Below are 18,506 nucleotides of genomic sequence, written 5' to 3'. Positions count from 1 at the left end.
TACCTATGGAGACAAGACCATGATCACGTTTACCGTTAATGGTAACAAACACGAATTTTCTGGTGACCCATCAACACCAGTGTTGTGGTACCTTCGTGACGAATTAAATCTTACAGGACCTAAGTTTGGCTGTGGTATGGCGCAATGTGGCGCTTGTACTGTTCACATTGATGGCATGGCACAACGCTCTTGCGTATTACCAGTGTCAGCCGTTCAAGGCAGAAAAATTACCACTATTGAAGGGCTAAGCGAAAATGGCGATCACCCTGTCCAAAAAGCGTGGGTAGAACACAAAGTACCACAATGTGGTTTCTGCCAATGTGGGCAAATCATGCAAGCTGCCAGTCTATTATCAACCAACCCAACGCCAAGTGACGAAGAAATTGTTCAGAATATGTCGGGCAACATCTGTCGTTGCGGCACGTACCCTCGCATTCACAAGGCCATTAAGTCTGCGTCGAAATCAATAAGCGGCAACGCCGGCGTGAGCTACTTTGACCCAACCCAAGCGGGAGAAGAAGCATGAGTGAGAATACCTATTTTGATATGAATCGCCGCAGTTTCTTAAAATCTACAGCAGCGGCGGGTGCACTGGTTCTTGGTACCTATTTTATGGGTGGTGCACCTCGCGCCATGGCTGGCGTATTAGCAAAGCCGGCGGAAAACGCAAAGCGCGCAAACTTGTTCATTGCACTTCGCCCTGACGGCATGGTTGAAGTAACGTGTCACCGCAGCGAAATGGGTCAACAGATCCGAACCGCCATTGCGCAAATTGTAGCTGACGAGATGGAAGCGGCGTGGGACAAAGTCATTGTTATTCAAGGCAAAGGCGACCCCAAATACGGTGACCAAAACACCGATGGCTCGCGTAGTATCCGCTTCAATATGCAGCGTCTTCGAGAAATGGGCGCAAGCGTGCGTTATATGATGCAACATGCAGCAGCTAAGCGTTGGGGTGTTGAGCCAAGTACCTGTGTTGCCGAGCAGCATGTGGTAACACACACTTCAGGTAAAACGCTTGCGTATAAAGACTTAATAGACGATGCATTAAGCATTACGCCGCCAGAAGCAGATAAGCTTAAGCTTAAAGAAAGGAAAGAATGGCGTTACATCAATACCGGTATGGCGCATATCGACCTTCAAGATATCGTTACCGGTAAAGCAACCTTCGCCGCCGACGTGCGCGAGCCAAAAGCACTTGTTGCTATAATCGAACGCCCTCCTGTAGTGGGCGGTAAGGTGAAAAGCTTCAATGCAGATAAAGCAAAAGCGGTTAATGGCGTTGTTGATGTAATTGAAATTCCAGCGCCAAAAGGTGCGCCCCAGTTCCAGCCAAAAGGTGGGCTAGCCATTATAGCTAACAACACATGGGCAGCATGGCAAGGCCGCAAAGCGTTAGACGTCACCTGGGACGATGGCGCAAATGGCGACTATAACTCAGCGAACTTTAAAGAGCAGTTGCTTAACACAGTAAATGCCCCTCAAGCGCTTGTTAGAGAAAAAGGCGATGCGTTGAGCGTTTTAGAAAAAGCCAGCGACAAACTGGTTGCTGACTATTACGTGCCGCATTTAGCACAAGCCCCAATGGAGCCACCATGTGCTACTGCCATGTACTATAAAGATCGCGTTGACGTATGGGCAGCAACACAAAATCCGCAGGCTGATATGGAAACCGTGGGCGCTATGGTTGGCATGGACAAAGAAAGAATCAATGTTCACGTTACCATGCTAGGTGGTGCTTTCGGGCGTAAGTCTAAGCCTGACTTTTCAGCGGAAGCGGCATACCTATCAATGAAAACGGGTAAGCCAATTCGCGTTCAATGGACACGCGAAGATGATATTCAGCACGGCTTCTATCACGCAGTTTCTGCTCAACATGTTGAAGCTGCACTAGATGAAAACGGTAAAATTGACGCTTATCTTCACAGAACCGCGTTTTCACCTATTGCCTCTACGTTCCAAGAGGGCGCGAACGCCCCCTTTAGCTTTGAGTTAGATTTGGGCTTTACGGATAACCCTATTCTTACGCCCAACATGAAGTTAGAGCGCGGTGAAGCGCCAGCCAAAGCCCGTATTGGATGGATGCGTTCAGTATCGAACATCTTCCACGCGTTTGCTGTACAGTCGTTTATTAATGAAGCAGCCCACAAAGCAGGCAAAGACGCTAAAGATTACCTATTGGAAGTAATTGGTCCTGATAGAATTATTGATGTGACGGATCAAAAAGCCGAATATCAAAACTATTGGGGTGATAAGTCGGTTTATCCTTTGGATACAGGCCGTCTTCGTAGTGTAATTGAGAAAGTATCTGACATGGCAGGCTGGGGCCGCAACATGCCTAAAGGCCGCGGACTGGGTATTGCTGCGCACCGTAGCTTTTTAACTTACGTTGCTACTGTGGTTGAAGTTGAGGTGTCTGACGCTGGCGATCTTAGCGTGATTAAATCATGGGTAGCTATTGATGCAGGTACTGTAGTTAACACCGATACGGTTAAAAACCAAACCCAAGGCGGCTCGGTTTACGGTATCACAACAGCTATCAGTGACGGTATAACGTTTGATAAAGGGCGTGTACAGCAGAGTAACTTCCACAACTACCGTGTACCGCGCATGAGCGATTCACCACTAGAGGTAGAAGTTGAAGTAATTGAAAGCGATGCGCCGCCAGCAGGTGTAGGTGAACCTGCAACCCCCGTGTATGCGCCAGCGCTGTGCAATGCCATTTTTGCTGCATGCGGTAAGCGTATTCGCCAGCTACCTATTGGTAACCAGCTTAAAGCGTAAGCATTCTATAGATTCGGCTTAATCGCTGGTTTGATGAATAAATACTAACGCTATTTAAGACAAGCAATCATATCAAAAAGGGTTAACACACACTGTGTTAACCCTTTTTTATGGATGTATGCTGTATTCTGGTGTGTCTCAATAGTAGCGAAAAAACGAATTGCTTTATGAATAATAGAAAAGACTATATAAGTTATAGATACTTAGGCAAAAACACGCTATCGAGATAACAACGCAAGCAACAAAAAGGTGAATAAAAACACCATAACTTGCATAGGCGAAAACTGCACATATCAGACCTATAGTGAATTCAACCAGCGCTGCTTCACAGAACGTTCTGATGTTACTGATTACAGGTTGTGCAAAAAACTTAAATTTATAAGCCATCTCAGTTTCCCTCCCTGCCTCATGCATACTGCTAGCCAAACGCTATCTACAATAGCACACTAATCCAACCGGACATAATTTAACCAAGTAATATAAGAAGGTCTTGAGTTTTGTTGCACATCAAAAAGGCGAAAAAACCTAGTCATTAGCATATTCGCCATTTCCAACTAACTAAGCCATTGCTACAGAGCAGCAAACAAACAACCATTAGAAACAAAAAAGGAGGCCAACATGACCTCCTTTTATTCAAACTGTAAATCAACCTGTAAGCTTACAATTAAAAGGAAAACACTTTCAGTGTTGGACGGTTAATTCCCGCCTTATTCTAATAGGTTATTCTTACTCGTAGTTGCGTTCCATCCACATTAACTGCATTTTAAGCTCGTTAATTTCTTTTTGCGCTTCCGCCAACTGCTCTACCACAGAGCGTGATTGCATAACGTTTTCTTCGGAAGTATTTACTGAAACTGCGCTGTCATTATGTGCCATGAGAATTCAACCAAGTTAATTATTAATCAAAGATTCAAAGTGAAAGTCACTTTGTAATATTACATTTTTAATTACACAAAGTCATGTTATCAACACGCAAAAATGCATAGTTTTGCTAAATAACCACAGTTTTTTTAAGGAATGAAACTTGAGCAAAGATTTGCTTCTAGATGAGTGGCCATCACTTTACGTTGCCTAACAAAAAAAGAGACCTTATGGTCTCTTTTTCAATAATATCAAAGCGATAACGTCGTGAAATAACACGACGTTAGATGGAAAACTAAATAGCCCTTAAGCTTTCTAGCCTTCACATCCGAGCTGCGTGATTAACCGTGCTTTTCAGCCAGGTAAAGCCAGGTTTCAACCACGGTATCAGGATTAAGTGATACCGAATCAATCCCTTCTTGTACCAGCCACGCGGCGAAGTCTTCGTGATCTGATGGACCTTGACCACAAATGCCTACGTATTTTCCACGCTTCTTCGCTGCCTGAATTGCCATTGACAACAATGCTTTGACCGCTTCATCACGTTCATCAAACAAGTGCGCGATAAGACCACTGTCGCGATCTAGACCTAGGGTTAACTGCGTTAAGTCGTTAGACCCAATAGAGAAACCGTCGAAAATGTCTAGGAACTTATCAGCAAGCAAAGCGTTTGATGGCAGTTCACACATCATAATAACGCGAAGGCCATTTTCACCTTTCTTAAGTCCCTGCTCTTCAAGAAGCTCGATAACTTGACGACCTTCTTCTAATGTACGAACAAACGGGATCATGATCTCAACATTGGTCAAGCCCATTTTGTTGCGAACGCGCTTTATGGCTTCACATTCAAGGGCAAAACAATCGCGGAAATCTTCAGAGATGTAGCGGCTTGCACCACGGAAACCCAACATTGGGTTTTCTTCGTCTGGCTCGTATTGATAACCGCCCACTAAGTTGAAGTATTCGTTCGATTTGAAATCTGACATACGAACAATAACTTTCTCTGGCGAGAATGCAGCGCCAATGGTTGAAATACCTTCCACCAATTTCTCGATGTAGTATTCCGTAGGCGACTCGTAGCCTGCAATCATATCGCTAATTTCTTCTTTCAACTCTTCAGGCTGGCTGTCGAAATTAAGTAGTGCTTTAGGGTGCACACCAATCATGCGGTTGATAATAAACTCAAGACGCGCAAGACCAACACCTGCGTTTGGCAAGCGAGCAAAATCAAATGCGCGGTCAGGGTTACCCACGTTCATCATGACTTTCAGCGGTAGGTCAGGCATTGCGTCAATGCGTGAGGTCACTACGTCGAACTCTAGTTCGTCACCGTAGATAAAACCAGTGTCACCTTCAGCACAAGACACAGTAATTTTGTCGCCGTTCTTGATACTGTCAGTCGCGTTACCACAACCCACAACCGCTGGAATACCTAACTCACGCGCGATGATTGCAGCGTGACAAGTACGGCCACCACGGTTGGTAACAATAGCAGAAGCCTTCTTCATGATAGGTTCCCAGTCAGGGTCTGTCATGTCAGTTACCAGAACATCACCAGCCTGGATTTTGTCCATCTCTTCAATCGAATCAAGCACTTTCGCTACACCAGCACCGATTTTGTGACCAATTGCACGGCCTTCACAAACAATGTTGCTTTGACCTTTCAACTGGAATCGTTCGATGCTCTGTGAGTCTTCACGGCTGCGTACTGTTTCAGGGCGAGCCTGAACAATGTAAAGTTTGCCGTCTGCGCCATCTTTTGCCCACTCGATGTCCATAGGACGCTTGTAGTGGTTTTCAATGATCTGCGCCTGTTTAGCAAGCTCCATTACTTCGTCATCAGTCAACGAGAAGGTTTTGCTGTCAGCTGCATCAATATCGACAATAGACACTTGCTTACCGTGTGCTTCATCATCTGAGTACACCATTTTAGTAAGCTTACTACCAAGGTTACGACGAACGATAGCAGGCAGGCCTTTATCAAGTGTTGGTTTGTGAACATAGAATTCATCAGGGTTAACCGCACCCTGCACCACCATTTCACCTAAACCAAATGAGCTGGTAATAAATACAACGTCTTCAAAGCCAGACTCTGTATCGATAGTAAACATAACGCCTGATGATGCGATATCACTACGCACCATGCGTTGTATGCCTGCAGATAGCGCCACACCTTTGTGGTCGTATCCTTGGTGAACGCGATATGAAATAGCGCGGTCGTTAAATAGCGATGCGAACACGTGCTTAATTGCCACAAGCACGGCTTCATAGCCTTTAACGTTTAGGAAAGTCTCTTGTTGACCTGCGAAAGACGCATCAGGCATATCTTCAGCCGTGGCTGATGAACGCACTGCAAATGACGCTTCTTCACCTGCATCACCCTGTAATGTGACAAACGCAGTTTTGATTTCTTCTTCTAGCTTTCCTTGGAAAGGTGTGTCGATGATCCACTGGCGGATATTCTTACCCGCTTCGGTCAGTGCGTTTACGTCATCTACGTCTAACGAGTCTAAGACTTCGTGAATGCGCGCTTCTAGGCCACTTTGCTCTAGAAACTCATTAAATGCCTCGGCGGTGGTAGCAAAACCTCCCGGCACCTGCACACCGGCGTTCGCCAGGTTTGAAATCATCTCGCCTAATGATGCATTTTTGCCGCCTACGCGACCCACATCATGCATGCCCAGTTCTTGATACCAAAGTACGTATTCTTGCACAGCCCAAGCCTCCAGCTTTTTTATGTGTAGGGTATGAGGTTAATTTCAGGTTTGTGCTTTTTGTCACCTGAAACTCATCAAATTGTAGTCGATATGTGGTGAAAACCACTGTTAACGCTGTCCATTACGTTTGACAGCAAACCTATTGATATTTGCCATCATTCACAAGAACCGTGTAGCTTTTCGACGAAATCATCTTAGAATGGGGAAATTCAGAATGTAAACCCTTTATTACTTTTGTAATAAAATTACACCAATGTTAAGGATATGTTGTGCGCACAGCTTTTTATATTTCAGATGGTACAGCCATCACTGCAGAGGTCTTCGGCCACGCCCTGCTTTCCCTGTTTCCCGTTTCTTTCAATCACAACACCATTCCTTTCGTTGAAACTGAGGAACAAGCTCACAAAGTTTTACAGCAAATTTCTGAAAGTTTTCAAGACACCGGAGAAAGGCCGCTCGTTTTTTATACAATTGTGAATGTAGATATTCGCAAAATAATCTCGAAATCTGTGGGCATTAACTATAATTTTCTCGATCAATTCGTAGCGCCACTGGAAAAAGTATTGGGTGTTCCTTCAAAACCAGAAAAACATCGCACACACAGTATTCACGAAACCACCTACGATATTAGAATTGAGGCCGTAAACTACGCATTGGCTAATGACGATGGCTCTAATCTAAAAGATTATGATGAAGCAGACATCATTCTTACTGGTGTTTCACGCTCGGGTAAAACGCCAACAAGTCTTTACTTAGCCCTTCAATACGGAATAAAAGCAGCGAACTACCCTTTTACAGAAGAAGACATGGGAGACATGCTGAAACTGCCTCCTGCCCTAAGACGATTTAAAAACAAACTCTTCGGGCTAACGATTGAAGCCGATAGACTACATCAGATACGTTCAGAGCGACGTGCAAACAGTAAATACGCATCGCTACCACAATGTAGGATGGAGCTTCGTGAAGTTGAGAACCTGTATAGAAAGGAAAAAATTCCGTTTTTGAACAGTACTAAATATTCTATAGAAGAAATTTCGGCAAAGATTTTAGCCGAGACTGGACTGAAGCGCCGTAAGTATTAGTGAATCTAACAATTGGTAAAAAAAGCGTGCCGCAATGTGCATTTTGCCTGCAGCTAATCGAAATGAACCTAACGATTAATGCGGTGCGTTATCTTTTACCAATTTTCGGTAGCGCGATAGCTGTAAAGATGGAAGCCCCTCAACAGATATTTGCTTGAGCCAACGTCTCGCTTTTTCAGGGTCGTTGCCAAGCGTAGCGTTTTCCGCTATCCGTAACTTAATACTGTTAATTTGAGCGATATCCTTCGCTTGCTCCGCACATGCTAAACCATTCAGGAAAGCCTGCTCTGCCTCCTGATAATTCCTATTGTTGCGAAGCGCTACAGCATAATTGCTGTAGGCGATAGCTTGCTGTTGATAATCGGGTAGCTTCAACGCCCAATTCAACGATTTAATTCGATATTCAATATGTTTTGCGTTATCGCCTTCTTTTAGCGCGGCGTGCCCAAGCTCAGCAAAGATCTCATGGTAAAAGACAGGCGCATTATAGTTTTCACCTTCCAGTTGCTCAGCAAAGTCCTGCGCTTCTTTCGTTTTACCAAGCACAGTCAAAAGATTTAAAATTCTTATACCTAATTGAGGGGACGGCATCTTTTCATATTGTGCTCTCAAGCCCGTCAAAGATTTAGTTAACGCTATTCTTGCTTCCTGCTCTCGGCCGCTGGCACGTAACCACTTGCCGAAAAACAGAGAAACTAGTGGCTTGTACTCTGGCATTCCTTTCAAATTTGTAGCCTCAAGCCATGGTCTTAGAAGGGCATAAAGCTCATCATAACGTTGAAAGTTAAATAAGATATCAAACCTTCTTACTTGAAGGTCCCACCATGGTGGTGTGTTCTTATCTAATAGAGATTGCTGCGCTCTGATTTTCGATAAACATTCGTCGACACTATCCTGGCAAAGAGGCTGAATATCTTTAATCGCGGCATTTGCATGAAATACAAAAAGCGCTAGGAATAATAAAATGGTGGCTAATAGAGATCTCATTATTATTATGGCAATGCGTCTATTTTGTATGAAGTATAGGTTAAAACCAGTTCTTATAATAGTTAGCGGAAGCTCCTAATTTCTTTAGTGGCTAGCATCATCGCATGCTCCGTGACCTTTCGCTGATAGCAATTATCTATCACGGATAATCAGTTACATTTCATTGATTTAGCGATATTGTTTAAACGCAATTGATACAGTATAACATAACCATTAATTAAAGGAGTTAGCGTCATGTTTACAGAAGAGATGGTACATACAGCCCTTCAGACTTGGTGCGACAATGTTGTTGCGGTGGGAAAAGTACACGCTGAAGGTGGCGATGTGAAAGCTTTCGCATCAAAGGTTTTATCTGAAAACTACGATTATGATAATGGCAAGGTGCTATTTAAGCCTACCTTAACGTTTGGTGCTCAAACATTTCGCCCAACAAAAGAAGGGGCGCTTTCATACTTCGTAGGTGGCAATAGCGACTACCCCAACGACAATGGGTTCAAGCTTAAGCCTTGGGTAAAGGTTTGGTATAGCAAGGAAGATTTCATATTGAACGGCGAGTTAGCCATTGTTCAATGCAACGTACATTTTATTGGTGCAGACGACAGCCATATTTTTGTGAACAAGAGCTTTGTCTTCAAGCAATGCGACGACGGTAAAATTAGAATTATCCTTCACCAATCTTCGTTACCTTATCAGCCATAAGCGTTAGGAATAGCTCTAATGGCACAGGCTTGACGCCTTTAAGTGTCAAAAAACACGAGGCACGGTAAAAATCGTGCCTCGTTTTATTCTAAAGGTGCTGTAACGCTGTAAATAAGTAACCGTCTAGTTTCAAAAGCTTGGCTTAGGATAAAGCCCAAGTTCAGTCGAGTCAGGCTAGGTACGGCTACTCAACGCAAGGCGCTTCTACTGCGTCTTAAGCGCGTCCTTCAGCGCTTCCAAGTTAGATTCAAATGGCTTCCACTGCCCCATCCCCGTTTTGTAAATAGGCTGACGAACCTGCTCTGAACTTGGAGTTTTGATTATCCGCTTGGTTTTATGAAACGCTAAGCATGCCTCTTCAAACTCTAAACCGCAGAACGCCAGAATACGCTTAACCTGCCCTTCTAAATCGTCGAGCACATCTTCGTGCTGCACCGTTAAAATGTCGCCGGGCATCACCGTATGCCAATGTGACATCAACTTTTCATACGCATTGTAATATCGGCCAATATCACTTAGCGAGTAGCTAAACTCCTGCCCTTCACCAAATAGTTGTTTGTACCCACTAAAACAGCAATCCATTGGATCCCTTCGCGCGTCAATAATCTTAGCGTTAGGCAGTATCTTTTTAATAAGCCCAATATGAATGAAATTGTTGGGCATTTTGTCAATAAATAACGGTGCGCCTTGGCGATATGCACGGGTCTGCTGAATATATTGCTCACCAAGTTTCGCCAGTGTTTCTTCACTCAATGCTGAAACATTGAACGGATATGGCGTAGATTGGTGGCTGAGCGAAGACGCTATACCCAGAATGTCATGCAGCTCCATGGTTCCGTCGACATTAGAGTGCGACGCTAGGATCTGCTCAAGCAGTGTAGAGCCAGCACGTGGAAGGCCGACAATAAAAATAGGGTCTGGCGCTTGGCAACCCTGTGTTTTTTTGAAATCGTCTTGACTAAAAGCCTGTTGCTGAGCATCTAATGCTTGCTCGGTTTTCCCAATATCGAATTGAAGCGTACTGCGTTTAAGCGCATTACCTTGCTGGTAATACGCAAAGGCCTTGTCATACTGAGCGTTATCTTCAAACCCTTTCCCGAGCGCAAAACAAATATGAATTCTATCATCTAAGTTAATTGCATCATTGCTGACTTGCTCAGTCATTTGCTTAAGCATCTTGTCACTAAACTTATACGTCTTCGTATTCGCCAAGCTCCAATAGGCATCACCATAGTCGCGGGCAAAATCTACCGCTTTTTCGTAAGCATTAACCGCATCGGCAGTATCGCCTTTGGCTTTTAGTGCATGACCCAACGACACCCAAACTTTAGGTCTATCTGGCGTTTGTTCTAGTACGCCATGGTAAATATCTATCGCTTCATCTAATTGCCCTACACCAACAAGCGCATGGGCAAGACTGGTTTTAATAACAAAACTGTCTGGGCTTTTTGAGAGTCTTTGTCGCGCAACGTTTACGGCCTCTGGAAACTTACCCAACTTTGAAAGCACGTTTTGATACGCTAGCGCCGCTCGCTCGTTGTCCGGGTATAATTCCACACAACTTTCCAACAAAAATTCTGCATCACTGTACACCTTCAACTGCATACCAATCTCAGCCAACAACATCATAGCTTCAGGGTGATGCTTCTGTTTAGCCAAAAATTGGCGGCACACTTGCTCTGCCGCAGCGAACTGCTTTTCGTACATAAGGTCGTAGGCACCCAGAATTGGCGGAGGAAGAGACTGCAAATGCGCAATCTGATTTGATGCCATTTGTTCAGCGGTAGCGTCACGATGATTTTGATAGATTAAGAGCAGCTTTTTCCAACTGCTTATAAGAGCGGGGTTAAAATGCGTTGCTTTAAAGAACGCACTTGCTGCGTTTTGCTGGTCTCCCACAGCTTCATGACAGTAAGCAAGCTCTTGGTATCCCCTGCCGTAATCTGGGCGAAGAGATAGAAGAGTGTCGATAGCCTTAAAAGCATCGCTATGTTGGTTCGAGAGCCTGTAAGTGACAGCGGCCAAATAAAGTACTTCTGCTTCTTGCTGCTCATTTAGCGACAAGGGCAATAAATCTTGAATATACGATTTCGCAGTTGATAACTGACCGCGTTGAAGCGCTTGCTTAATAGCGCGAACTTGATGTTGAAAATCTTCTGTTGTCATAGCCTTCGTTATAATTCTTGGTAGCGCAGGTGATAATTGGCGAAAGCCAAAAGGGTATGTATTTAATACTACCGAATTTTTCTAAGATAAGTAATGAAAACGGCAGGCCTAGGCCTGCCGTTTAATGCACTGTGTACAATCTACTTCTTCGTTTACGACAAACGACTATTAATAGTAATCGTAAGAGAAGCGAAGACCTATAGTACGAGGGCGATTAGTCACAACCTTAGGCGTATACTGCTGTGTATCAATGTTCAAGATTGCTGATTTGTCGAAAACGTTGTCAACGAATGCTTCAACTTTCCAGTTTTGATACGTCATCCCCACAGATACATTACCAATCACGTAACTTTCCTGAATGTAGCGGCCACCGCGAATTGTTTCACCATCTGCACCTGGGTACGTTGCACCTTTAAACTCGTCACCCTCATCTTTAATTTTCAGACCCGAGCCCGTGCCATAAATCAATCGAGTTGCATCTTCCATGGCATAAGCGTTCATCACCATGCCAGCAAGACGGTCGCCGGTGTAGGTAAGTGATGCATTAACATACCCTTCTTTACCGCCGTCTAACTCAAAGAAATAACGTGCGCTAATGTTACCTGAGAAATCAGCAGAGTACGGAAGCTCACTGCCTACGCCAGCCGCAATACCTTCTAGTTCAGGGTTAATACTAACCAGTTCAGTATCCAGTACGCTAAATGCCGCGTTAATGACTAGGTTATCTGTCGCTAACCAAGTAATGTCTGCATCAATCCCTTTAACTTCTGCATCACCAACATTATCGGTAAAGACTAAGAAACTAATATTCGCAGGATCAAAACGCGACGTTTGCAAGTCGCTGATTTCTGAATAGTAACCAGTGGCATTAACACGCAAAATACCGTCTAAGAAGTCACCTTTCAGGCCAATTTCGTAGTTATCCAGCGTATCTGTTGTTGAGTAAACCGGAACACGGAAATCCGCAAACGCCCCAGTGTCATTTGCCGCTGCGTCACCGCCTAGTCTGTTTGTTACTGGTGGACGGAAGCCTTCTGAATAGTTCGCGAAAAGCAATACGTTTTCATTTACTTTCCAGTCGAGGCCAAATTTGAAGATGGTATCGTCAACCGTGAGTACTCCGTCACCGTCTAGTAAGCCAATTTCCAATGAACCATCTTGGATAGCATCGACAACACCTTGGCCGTCAAGACCCAAACCATCATAAACGGCGGGATCTAGCACGCCTTGACCATAGGCTTCTAATCGGCTTGTTACGTCGCGTGTTGATGTAGCGCCGCGATAAATATCGTCAATTTGATACCAGCGTGCACCAATGGTAGCGGTAAGCGTATCAGTAATTTCATAGCCTAGCTGACCAAATACTGCGATCTGCTCGATAGTATGCGTAACATCGTTTACAAAGCTAATTTCAGGAGAGAAAGGGCCACCATCGCTGTTAATTCCACGGTCACCCGCCAGCGCATTCCATGAACTTGCAAGGTTCTCAAAGATTTCAGGGCTTGCGATTTTAAACTGGCCTACTGAGCCTACTTCCTGTTCGTCATAAAACACACCCGCCGTCAGCTGCCATGGTGTATCCATCGTTGTGCTGAAACGTAGTTCGTGGGTTAAGCGAGTGCTAGTAGTGTCTTCTTTGTAGTATTTACTCGGATCGAGGCAGCGCGCGTCATCTGGATTATCTGGCGTTTCATAGTGCGTACACACATAGTACGCGGAAAATAAGCCGCCGTTGGTGTAGCCTGTGTAATCGGTAAGCGTGTCTATTTCACGATCGAGGTAACCACCGGTATACACCACATCTAGTTTTTCCAAACGACCATTTAGGGTCCATGTGGTTAAGCCAAATTCGTCGGAGTTTTCATCGCTTTGAAAGCGAATTGCCGAGCTTTCGCCTTCCACTGTGGGGTCGTAGGCAAACACACCTTCAGTATCAAGTGTTTGTTGAGTGTGTTGAACCAGAACATCCCAATCTTCGTTGATAATGTAAGACAACCCGAATCGCGCCCCTGAGTAGACCGCGTCATTAAAGTTATCTTCAACATGTTCACTGTTTCTTGGCGATACAACGGCGGCTTCACTGCGGGTAAAACCATTGATTTCACGACGTGCATCCATAGCAGCCGGATCGATGCCCTGTTTCTGCAATGCATTTCCAGAAATACGATCAATAACTACTGCACTTCCAATGTAACCACCATTTCCTGGCTCATTTTCAATGTTGTCAATCCAACCGCCCTGACTTTCATTGTAGGCAGCCACACGCAGCGCAAGGTTGTCAGTTGGAGTAACGTTGAAATATGCCTCCACCGTGTTACTCATATCTCCGCCTTTTGTGGTAGAGATACTGGTATCGAAGCCTGCAGCAAATCCAGAATGATCTGGCTTGTTTGTGATTAGGCGGACTGTACCTGCCTGAGAACTCGCACCAAATAACGTACCTTGCGGCCCAGGTAGAACCTCTACACGCTCAACGTCGGTAGCAAAAATATCTAAGTTTCGGCCAGCCATAGAAACAGGCATTTCATCAAGATAGAAAGCCACTGAGGGCTGAAGTGCTTGAACAGATGACAGGGTAATGCTTGATTGCGTGGTCGCCGCACCACGAATGTATATTTCGTTTTGCCCTGGACCTGTACCTTGGAATACCACATTCGGTAAAAACTCTACGTAGTCTTGGAAGTTATCAATACCGAGGTTTTCTAATGCTTTTCCATCTAACGCAGAGACTGCGACAGGGACATCTTGGATTGATTCACTTCTTTTCGTGGCGGTAACTTCTATGGTTTCAAGTTTAGCGGGCGCCTTAGATTCTTGCGCAGCCAGAGAGGTGGATGCCAGTGCAGCGATGATTGCACAGCTAAGCTGAGTTTTTCGCATTTGTGTGTGTTTCCTTCAATTGTTTTTTTATTCTTCGGACAGTGTTTACTTAAAACACATATCAAAAAGATCATATATTACGATACACAATCTATTAATTATTTCTACTCTAACGATTAATAATTAACCAAAAACACCTAAAACCTAGCAGAAAGTCTAATTTTTATCGTAAAAACAACTGCAAAAAAAAGACTGCACTTTGACTCATTGACCAAATACATACAAATCAAATAATTTCATCTGATGTTTATAAAAAATGCTCCATGCGGTATATTTCTGCGTATAAACCGAAATTTATAAAAGGTGAAAGGAATTTACTGCGTGATTGAGAACGAAAATAAATCTCCACTCAACAAGCCGGTGTTTATTACATCGTCAGCTTTAATCCTATGTTTACTTATCTTCGCTGCTGGTACTCCTGAAACAGCAGACGCGCTTTTCCAAAAGCTTCAGAGCGCAATTGTGACCAACGGTAGTTGGTTTTATGTATTTACTGTCGCAGTAATTGTGGTGTTTGTTGTTTTCCTCGGCATGTCACGCTACGGCGAAATTAAGTTAGGCCCAGATCACGCAAGCCCCGAATTTAGCTTTGGGACTTGGCTTAGTATGTTGTTTGCAGCAGGAATGGGAATTGGGCTTATGTTCTTTGGCGTTGCCGAGCCCTTAATGCACTTTTTAGCGCCCCCCACTGCACAGGCTGAAAGTATTGATGCTGTTCGCGAAGCAATGAAAACCACATTTTTCCATTGGGGTGTTCATGCTTGGGCAATTTATGCGGTAGTGGCGCTGATTTTGGGCTATTTTGCGTACCGTCAAAACTTACCTCTTACACTGCGTTCAGCTTTATATCCATTAATTGGTGACCGGATTTACGGCTGGCCGGGGCACGTGGTTGATATATTCGCGGTTACATCAACGGTGTTTGGTGTATCGACGTCGCTAGGCTTTGGCGCTTCGCAAGTAAATGCGGGGTTTAACTATTTATTTGGTCTACCGTCAAATACTGGTGTTCAAATAGCTATAATGGCAGGCGTTGTTGGTTTAGCCGTAATTTCTGTAACTACTGGCCTGGAAAAAGGCATACGCCGTCTTTCAGAAACCAATATGGTTTTAGCCTTACTGCTACTTTTAATTGTTCTTGTTTTAGGCCCAACCGTATTTTTACTACAAGCGTTTATGCAAAACACAGGGGCTTATCTGTCTGATTTAGTGCGCAACACATTTAACCTGTTCGCCTATGAGAAAACAGATTGGATTGGTGGCTGGACCATTTTCTACTGGGGTTGGTGGTTAGCATGGGCACCGTTTGTTGGCCTGTTTATCGCGCGTATCTCATACGGTAGAACCATCCGTGAATTTGTAATGGGCGTACTGCTTATTCCATCAGCATTTACACTATTTTGGATGACCGTATTCGGCAACGCCGCTATTGATCAGGTGTTAGTGCAAGGTAAAGACGTACTTGCACAAATGGTAAATGAAGATACTTCAGTGGCACTGTTTGTATTTTTAGAGCAGTTCCCTTTCGCTTCAGTACTAAGCCTTATAGCAGTATTGATGGTCATTGTGTTCTTTGTAACCTCATGTGATTCGGGTGCCATGGTTGTCGATATGCTGTGTTCACACGGTGAAAACAATACGCCGTTGTGGCAACGAGTATACTGGGCTGTTGGCGTTGGTGTGGTGAGTTCAGTGCTGCTTTACGCTGGTGGGCTTGGCGCGCTGCAAACTATGACGATTGCCGCCGCACTGCCATTTGCTATTGTGTTGCTTATCGCTATATCGGGACTATTGAAAGCCCTTCGTATCGAGGCGTACAAACGTGAAAGTTTACAAGTACTAACGGGTACACCGCAGCATAATGACTCTGACAAAAACTGGAAAGAGCGCCTTGAAAATATTGTGACCTTTCCAGATGAAACTGCCGTTCGTCGTTACATCAACAAAGTGGTGAAGCCTGCGCTAACAGAAGTAAGCGAGGAGTTTAAAGCGCAGCAATTTGAAATAAAAATTGAAGATACGGACGAAGCACTCGTATTAACCGTTGATATGGGCAATGACCCTGAGTTCATTTATGCTGTGCATCCTGTATCGACAGAACAGCCTGAATTTGGTCCAAGTGACGCACCAGCACTGGACGAAAACAAAAAGGCCACGTACTATCGCGCCGAAGTGCACCTTAGTGAAGGTGGTCAGAACTATGATATTATGGGCTGGTCGAAGATTTCGGTCATTAATGACGTCATCGATCACTATCATAAGCACCAACATTTTATTCATTTGCTTAAGTAACCGCTGGGTTACGCATTTGTTGGAAGTAACATGCGAAAAGAAGAAGAACTATTAGTGGCACTACGGCGCGTAATACGCGCTGTAGACCTACGCAGCAAGCAGCTAAGTAAACACGTGGGTTTAACAGGCCCACAGTTATTGGTGATGCAAAATATTGAAGAGCGCCCGGGTATAATGGTGCGCGAAATTGCAGAGAATATTAACTTAAGCCCTGCAACCATCACGAATATTCTAGATAGACTAGAATCGCGAGACTTAGCTACGCGCATAAGAAGTACGCAAGATAAACGAAAAGTGGGCGTATTCTTAACCGAACGCGGTAAAGAGGCAGTGGTTGACGCACCTCGCCCGCTTCAAGAACACTTTGTCGAGCGTTTTTCACAGCTTAAAGAGTGGGAGCAAAGCCAAATGGTCGCTACCGTTCAGCGAATTGCTAGCATGATGGATGCTGAAGATATTGATGCCTCTCCTTTCCTGGAGTTAGGCAGTATTTCAGAAAAAAGCTAATAGCCTTTGTCTTCTTTAAAAAAATGGCCTTCACTTGAAGGCCATTTTTGTATCTATCTTTGGCGCTGGCGTAGAAGCGCTCAGCTGACTGCTATGACTTCGCCTTAAGTGGATTTACCTTTCCACCTGTGATTTTGTCAGCGCGCCCTTCCTCTTTCGCTTTCTCAGCACGGCGCTTGCGGATTTCTTTAGGGTCAGCAATAAGCGGGCGGTAAATTTCAATACGGTCGCCATCGGTAAGCGTGTCGCGAAGCTTAACCACGCGGCTCCAAATACCCACTTTTGTTGCTTTCAAATCAATCTCGGGAAACTGCTCAAGCACGTTAGACGCGTTTATCCCTTCTTCCACCGTCGCATTTTCATGAATAGCAACATCAATGATAGTTTGCTTGGTGGGTAACGCGTAGGCAACCTCAATATTGATGAGCTTCTTACTCATGCGTACACGCTCCGCGCTCGGTCTGTAAACGCTGCAACCATACTGCTGGCTAAACTGTTAAACACTTTACCAAAAGCCATTTCAGCTAGCTTATTGCTAAATTCAAACTCTAGGTTTAATTCAATTTTACAGGCTTCTTCTGATAACGCTGAAAATGTCCAGCCACCGGTAAGCGAGCGAAACGGACCGTCGACCAGTTGCATTTGAATACTTTTACCTGGCTCTAAAACATTGTGCGTTGTAAACCATTGCTTAATACCTGCTTTTGCAACTAACAATGACGCTTTCATGCTTTGCGCTGACGTGTCGAGGATTTTGCTATCGGTACAGCCTGGCAAAAACTCTGGGTAGGAAGCTACATCGTTGACTAAGTTAAACATGGCTTCTGCGCTATGGGCTACCAGCGCGCTTCTATGAATACTTGGCATTGATTCCACTACAATTAAAACTCTTGGCCGCATTGTATCACAGAAAATTTGGTTCGCTCGTATTCGGTTTTGAACCAAATGCCCCAATATAAGATAACAATGACAACTAAAGACATTCCTTTGAACAATCAGTATAATAGCCAGCATGAAAAAGAATAAAGCCAACAAAAACACCACAGGAAATATCGCGCAGAATAAAAAAGCGCGTCACGACTATTTCCTAGAAGACAAGTTCGAAGCCGGACTTGAGCTTCAAGGGTGGGAAATTAAAAGTATTCGTGCCGGTAAAGTGAACATTACCGATGCGTACATTATTATCCAGAATGCCGAAGCGTATTTGGTAGGGTGTAGAATTAGTCCGCTGAATCAAGCCTCTACCCACGTCATCGCAGCCCCAGAGCGTGCTCGCAAATTGTTGCTGAACAAACGAGAAATTGACCGCTTAATGGGTGCGCGAGACCGCCAAGGTTATTCAATCGTTGCCACGTCTATGTATTGGAAAAAGTGTTGGGTGAAACTAGAAATTCACCTAGCAAAAGGTAAGCACGCCCATGACAAGCGTGACACCATTAAAGACAAAGATTGGCAACGTCAAAAAGAAAGAATGATGAAACACAGCGTTTAACGCTGTGTTTTTATTTGGGCTGCCAAAAAAGAAGTGTAG

The 18,506-nt window shown here is 44.4% G+C and carries 14 protein-coding genes; 7 read left to right on the top strand and 7 right to left on the bottom strand.

Translation table 11 applies throughout. The annotated features are described in order from the left end of the window. Window positions 1-19 precede the first annotated feature (19 nt). Window positions 20-526: a (2Fe-2S)-binding protein gene (locus tag BZA03_RS04225; protein WP_014949319.1), complete on the top strand. Its 507-nt coding sequence runs from the start codon at window positions 20-22 to the stop codon at window positions 524-526. Then, the gene (locus tag BZA03_RS04220; protein ID WP_110288056.1) at window positions 523-2,784 is read left to right on the top strand and encodes a molybdopterin cofactor-binding domain-containing protein; all 2,262 of its coding nucleotides are present in this window, start codon (window positions 523-525) and stop codon (window positions 2,782-2,784) included. The genes BZA03_RS04225 and BZA03_RS04220 overlap by 4 nt, the downstream gene beginning before the upstream one ends. Before the next feature lie 726 nt (window positions 2,785-3,510). On the opposite strand, the gene BZA03_RS20400 is transcribed toward BZA03_RS04220, so the two are convergent. After that, complete coding sequence (locus BZA03_RS20400) at window positions 3,511-3,660, bottom strand: hypothetical protein (RefSeq protein WP_155279892.1); 150 nt, start codon at window positions 3,658-3,660, stop codon at window positions 3,511-3,513. Window positions 3,661-3,986: 326 nt separating this feature from the next. Beyond that, on the bottom strand, window positions 3,987-6,359 hold the full coding sequence (gene ppsA, locus BZA03_RS04210) for a phosphoenolpyruvate synthase (protein ID WP_014949316.1): 2,373 nt from the start codon (window positions 6,357-6,359) through the stop codon (window positions 3,987-3,989). A gap of 272 nt (window positions 6,360-6,631) precedes the next feature. On the opposite strand from ppsA, the gene BZA03_RS04205 reads away from it, so the two are divergent. Next, window positions 6,632-7,444 (top strand): pyruvate, water dikinase regulatory protein, encoded by an 813-nt coding sequence (locus tag BZA03_RS04205; RefSeq protein ID WP_014949315.1) that lies wholly within the window; start codon window positions 6,632-6,634, stop codon window positions 7,442-7,444. A 75-nt stretch (window positions 7,445-7,519) separates the two neighbouring features. Here BZA03_RS04205 and BZA03_RS04200 read toward each other — a convergent pair whose 3' ends face one another. Beyond that, window positions 7,520-8,431: a hypothetical protein gene (locus tag BZA03_RS04200; protein WP_039229490.1), complete on the bottom strand. Its 912-nt coding sequence runs from the start codon at window positions 8,429-8,431 to the stop codon at window positions 7,520-7,522. A 234-nt stretch (window positions 8,432-8,665) separates the two neighbouring features. On the opposite strand from BZA03_RS04200, the gene BZA03_RS04195 reads away from it, so the two are divergent. Next, window positions 8,666-9,130, top strand: coding sequence for a hypothetical protein (locus BZA03_RS04195; RefSeq protein ID WP_014949313.1), 465 nt, complete (start codon window positions 8,666-8,668; stop codon window positions 9,128-9,130). Window positions 9,131-9,334: 204 nt separating this feature from the next. Here the strand turns inward: BZA03_RS04195 and BZA03_RS04190 are convergent, their stop codons facing one another. Continuing rightward, entirely contained in the window at window positions 9,335-11,296 is a 1,962-nt protein-coding gene (locus tag BZA03_RS04190) for a sulfotransferase (RefSeq protein WP_110288055.1), read from the bottom strand. Between the two features lie 168 nt (window positions 11,297-11,464). After that, entirely contained in the window at window positions 11,465-14,176 is a 2,712-nt protein-coding gene (locus BZA03_RS04185; protein ID WP_039229498.1) for a TonB-dependent receptor, read from the bottom strand. A 321-nt stretch (window positions 14,177-14,497) separates the two neighbouring features. Between BZA03_RS04185 and BZA03_RS04180 the strand changes: the two genes are divergently transcribed. After that, a complete protein-coding gene (locus BZA03_RS04180; RefSeq protein WP_110288054.1) occupies window positions 14,498-16,468 on the top strand; it encodes a choline BCCT transporter BetT in 1,971 nt (656 codons plus the stop codon). Between the two features lie 30 nt (window positions 16,469-16,498). Then, entirely contained in the window at window positions 16,499-16,975 is a 477-nt protein-coding gene (locus BZA03_RS04175) for a MarR family winged helix-turn-helix transcriptional regulator (protein ID WP_012518305.1), read from the top strand. 91 nt (window positions 16,976-17,066) lie between these two features. Here BZA03_RS04175 and BZA03_RS04170 read toward each other — a convergent pair whose 3' ends face one another. Both BZA03_RS04170 and BZA03_RS04165 read right to left on the bottom strand, forming a co-directional pair. After that, window positions 17,067-17,414, bottom strand: a complete 348-nt coding sequence (locus BZA03_RS04170) for an RnfH family protein (RefSeq protein ID WP_014976384.1) — start codon at window positions 17,412-17,414, stop codon at window positions 17,067-17,069. Next, complete coding sequence (locus tag BZA03_RS04165) at window positions 17,411-17,842, bottom strand: type II toxin-antitoxin system RatA family toxin (RefSeq protein WP_014949308.1); 432 nt, start codon at window positions 17,840-17,842, stop codon at window positions 17,411-17,413. The genes BZA03_RS04170 and BZA03_RS04165 overlap by 4 nt, the downstream gene beginning before the upstream one ends. A gap of 145 nt (window positions 17,843-17,987) precedes the next feature. Here BZA03_RS04165 and smpB point away from each other — a divergent pair, with 145 nt between their 5' ends. After that, the gene (gene smpB, locus BZA03_RS04160) at window positions 17,988-18,467 is read left to right on the top strand and encodes an SsrA-binding protein SmpB (protein WP_014949307.1); all 480 of its coding nucleotides are present in this window, start codon (window positions 17,988-17,990) and stop codon (window positions 18,465-18,467) included. The last annotated feature ends 39 nt before the right edge of the window (window positions 18,468-18,506 follow it).

The sequence above is a fragment of the Alteromonas sp. I10 genome, from assembly GCF_003201515.1.
Classification (GTDB): Bacteria; Pseudomonadota; Gammaproteobacteria; order Enterobacterales; family Alteromonadaceae; genus Alteromonas; species Alteromonas macleodii.
The sequence above is the reverse complement of the archived record's forward strand: the minus strand, read 5'-3'. Positions and strand labels throughout refer to the sequence as shown.

Coding starts and splice junctions, on each gene's coding strand:
- BZA03_RS04225 (WP_014949319.1), top strand. CDS start 20: ATGATCACGTTTACCGTTAATGGTAACAAACACGAATTTTCTGGTGAC.
- BZA03_RS04220 (WP_110288056.1), top strand. CDS start 523: ATGAGTGAGAATACCTATTTTGATATGAATCGCCGCAGTTTCTTAAAA.
- BZA03_RS20400 (WP_155279892.1), bottom strand. CDS start 3,660: ATGGCACATAATGACAGCGCAGTTTCAGTAAATACTTCCGAAGAAAAC.
- BZA03_RS04200 (WP_039229490.1), bottom strand. CDS start 8,431: ATGAGATCTCTATTAGCCACCATTTTATTATTCCTAGCGCTTTTTGTA.
- BZA03_RS04195 (WP_014949313.1), top strand. CDS start 8,666: ATGTTTACAGAAGAGATGGTACATACAGCCCTTCAGACTTGGTGCGAC.
- BZA03_RS04190 (WP_110288055.1), bottom strand. CDS start 11,296: ATGACAACAGAAGATTTTCAACATCAAGTTCGCGCTATTAAGCAAGCG.
- BZA03_RS04185 (WP_039229498.1), bottom strand. CDS start 14,176: ATGCGAAAAACTCAGCTTAGCTGTGCAATCATCGCTGCACTGGCATCC.
- BZA03_RS04175 (WP_012518305.1), top strand. CDS start 16,499: ATGCGAAAAGAAGAAGAACTATTAGTGGCACTACGGCGCGTAATACGC.
- BZA03_RS04170 (WP_014976384.1), bottom strand. CDS start 17,414: ATGAGTAAGAAGCTCATCAATATTGAGGTTGCCTACGCGTTACCCACC.
- BZA03_RS04165 (WP_014949308.1), bottom strand. CDS start 17,842: ATGCCAAGTATTCATAGAAGCGCGCTGGTAGCCCATAGCGCAGAAGCC.
- smpB (WP_014949307.1), top strand. CDS start 17,988: ATGAAAAAGAATAAAGCCAACAAAAACACCACAGGAAATATCGCGCAG.